General features: G+C 35.6%; 3 protein-coding genes. 2 read left to right on the top strand and 1 reads right to left on the bottom strand.

From position 1 onward, the window contains the following. Together ACH2CJ_RS17895 and ACH2CJ_RS17890 are read left to right on the top strand one after the other, a co-directional pair. Window positions 1–1586 (top strand): sensor histidine kinase (locus ACH2CJ_RS17895; protein WP_394994786.1); only part of this gene is annotated, 1586 nt, incomplete at its 5' end. Window positions 1587–1592: 6 nt separating this feature from the next. Beyond that, window positions 1593–2315 carry a LytR/AlgR family response regulator transcription factor gene (locus ACH2CJ_RS17890; RefSeq protein ID WP_394994784.1) on the top strand — a complete coding sequence of 241 codons (723 nt, stop codon included), beginning with the start codon at window positions 1593–1595 and terminating at the stop codon, window positions 2313–2315. A 2-nt stretch (window positions 2316–2317) separates the two neighbouring features. On the opposite strand, the gene ACH2CJ_RS17885 is transcribed toward ACH2CJ_RS17890, so the two are convergent. Further along, entirely contained in the window at window positions 2318–3094 is a 777-nt protein-coding gene (locus tag ACH2CJ_RS17885) for a WD40/YVTN/BNR-like repeat-containing protein (RefSeq protein ID WP_394994782.1), read from the bottom strand. Between the last annotated feature and the right edge of the window lie 182 nt (window positions 3095–3276).

Below are 3276 nucleotides of genomic sequence, written 5' to 3'. Positions count from 1 at the left end.
ATACTATGCAAACGCTACAAAAATTTAGACGCTACGAGTTTTTTCTTATTTTTATTTCGATTACTATTTATATTGTACGCCGGCTTTTCCAAGAAGCAAGTAGCTTCGACAGAATAATTACTGTTGCCGAACTCAATGGTGTTCCTAATAAAATTATTTGGCAAGGACTGAGTGGTTATAACCATTTCTACAATACTATTTTTCCGATAATCGCTGGGGCAATTTTTCTATTAAGTGCTTGGTCTATCTTTCATTATTTGCTTTATCCACGCATCAAAGAAAAGAAAATTGATATTCTTTTATACATTTATATTATTATTACCCTCCTTTTTACCTTTGTCAGCGTTTTTCTTTTCGATTATTTCAAACTTTATTTAAGACATAGCTACGATAATCACGAACATATTATTGGTGTAAAGGTATTTTCTCTATTTCGAAAATTATTTTTGGTAACCGACACTATTGCAGTTTTGATTATAATATTATTCTACGAAGCATTTGCTCAATTCTATTACTTTATTCATGCTAAGTTAAAAGAAGAGAAAGAAGAAAACTTCCGCTATTTAGATTATTTTTTGGTAGGAACTATTAGCTTCTTCATACTATTTGTTGCTATTTTTGGCAATATTCCACGAAAAGATTATTGGTTTGGGGCTATTCGAGAATTATCAATGATAGGAATCGCCACATTTACTATTTATTATGCCCAAGAGTATTTTTATAAAAATGTTCTTCCTTACTTCTCTTCGCTTCAATCAAAGGAATTTACTTCTGGAACAATTACCTTTCTCATTATTAATTTTATCGGTAGTATTATTGGTTATTTTGTACAATATATAAGTTGGAAAACCTATAGTTCAATCCCTTTTGGTTTTCATGCCGAGTGGATTTTCGAGATGCTTGCTTTATTCTTGTTTCTTTCAATATTTATTGCCTTTCTGAGAAAAGTATTTAGAAAAGAAAAAACACAGTTAAAAGTAGCGGTTTCGCAGAAAGCAGCCGAACTTTCAAACCTTCGTTCACAAATAAATCCACACTTTTTGTTCAATACCTTGAATACTCTTTATTCCGTTTCGTTGAAAGAAAATGCAGAAAAAACAGCCGATGGTATTCAAAAATTAGGTGATATGATGCGATTTATGCTCAACGATAACCACCAAGACCGAATTCCATTAAGTAAAGAGATTGAATATCTGAATAATTACATTGATATTCAACGCATGAGAATCGATGAAAGCCACGACGTCGAAATCAAAATTAATATCCAACAATCGGAACGAGAAATTTTCATTGCACCGATGCTGCTCAATCCATTCATAGAAAATGCGTTTAAGCACGGCATAAGTTTCCGAAATCCATCTTGGATATACATTACACTTACGCATGATGCTCAGAAACTATATTTTAAAGTACATAATAGCTTACACCCAAAAACAGATATTGATGAATTAGAGTCCGAAAACAATGGGATTGGCTTAGAAAATGTCAGAAAACGCCTCGAATTGATTTATCCGAATCGCCATACGGTTGATATTCAGGCATCAGACAATGATTATTTTGTATCTTTGATTTTAGGAATTTATTGAAAACTTATGCAAAAGAATTTTGCTCCCCTTCAAGGGCTGGGATTAACCGCCATAGCCATCGACGACGAGCCACGAGCCTTAGAAGTTGTACAAATACACGCTGCAAAAGTACCATTTCTCGAACTAAAAGCAACTTTTACCGATGCTTTTGAGGCGATTCCATATTTGCAACAAAACAAAATTGACTTGGTTTTTTTGGATATAAAAATGCCCGATATTTCAGGAATTGAGTTTGTTCATATCTTGCAAAAAACACCCATGATAATCTTCACAACTGCATACTCAGAATATGCTGTGAATGGTTTTGAGTTAGATGCGATTGATTATTTGATGAAACCTTTTTCGTTGGCAAGGTTCACTAAAGCCTGCAATAAAGCCTTAGAAATCAAGGGTTTACGCAATGAAGAAACCCCAAGTTTCATTTTCTTAAAAACTGGTTATGAAGAAGAAAAAGTATTATTAGATGAGATACTTTACATTGAAGCCGAAGGGAATTACATGGCATATATTTTACCAAACAAAAAGTTATTGAGTCGTCAAAACATCAATGAAGTATTGAGTCAACTACCTCATAATCAGTTCATTAGAATTCATCGTTCATATATTGTGGCATTGAATAAAATCCAAAAAATTACCCGCCAGTCGGTTTGGGTGGCGGGTAATGAAATATCGGTTGGAGCTTCGTATGAGGAAAAACTGAGTGTGATTAGAATGAGTATTGGACTTTGATTTTAATTACAGCCCTGAATCTTCGCCAAAAACACTTCGCTCGGGCCAGCACTAAATGGAGGGTTGAGCGAAATACTTTTTCCTGCATAATAATTAGTCGGAGTCGCCACATTCGCCTGACTAACAATCGTTTCAGCTGCCGAATACGTACCCGCAGTTTGCGAGATATCACCATAAACTAAGGTCAAATTACAACTTGGCGTATCAATTTCCCAGAATCCTCTTCCATAAGTACCAACCCTCAATTTTCCACCAATTTTAGAAAGCTCAACTTCGTTTACTGCTACCTGTGGCAACCCTGTTCCGAACAAAACCCATGTAGGATTTACTAAATTTCTGTAATAAACCCCAATATTCATACCGACATATATACCTTCGGTTGTGAAATCATCTACCACAATGCTTCTACCCGCAATTGCAGGTAAGTCAGACGAAATATTAGTAAACGTAGCTCCTGCATCGGTTGAAAGTAACACAGGTTGAGTGCTTGATATTGTGGTTATCCATACTTTCGTAGGGTCATTATACTTCACAGCAATGTCAGTTATAGTAGATGGTGCGGTATAAGTTGACCAAGTAGCACCACCGTTGGCTGTTCGGTGCAAGGTTGTTCCAAGAGAAGCATAAATATATTGGTCATTTGATGGTGCAACCACCAGCTCATTCAGATTACCAGTTACGGGCGAAATAGCAGTCCAACTCGAACCGGAGTTAGTTGACTTATAAACTGCATTCCAGCCACCATAGGCAATCGTCGAACTCGTTGGGTGCCAAGCCAAAGGCGTAATCCAGTTTCCACCAGTTGGCTTTGTCAGACCCGAATATGAATTCCCTCCATTAGTGGTTCTGTAAATACTCCCATTTTATGCGAATTACGGGTTAATACTTGCATTATTTTTATTTTTAGTATAACAAAAAAACTAAACTATCAGTTTTTCCATTAGAATTGAAGTAACATTAA

The sequence above is a fragment of the Emticicia sp. genome (assembly GCF_043780375.1).
In the GTDB taxonomy this organism is placed as follows: domain Bacteria; phylum Bacteroidota; class Bacteroidia; order Cytophagales; family Spirosomataceae; genus Emticicia.
The sequence above is the reverse complement of the archived record's forward strand: the minus strand, read 5'-3'. Positions and strand labels throughout refer to the sequence as shown.

Bases quoted from the DNA above. Each gene is read 5' to 3' on its own strand.
- ACH2CJ_RS17890 (WP_394994784.1), top strand. From the start codon at position 1,593: ATGCAAAAGAATTTTGCTCCCCTTCAAGGGCTGGGATTAACCGCCATA.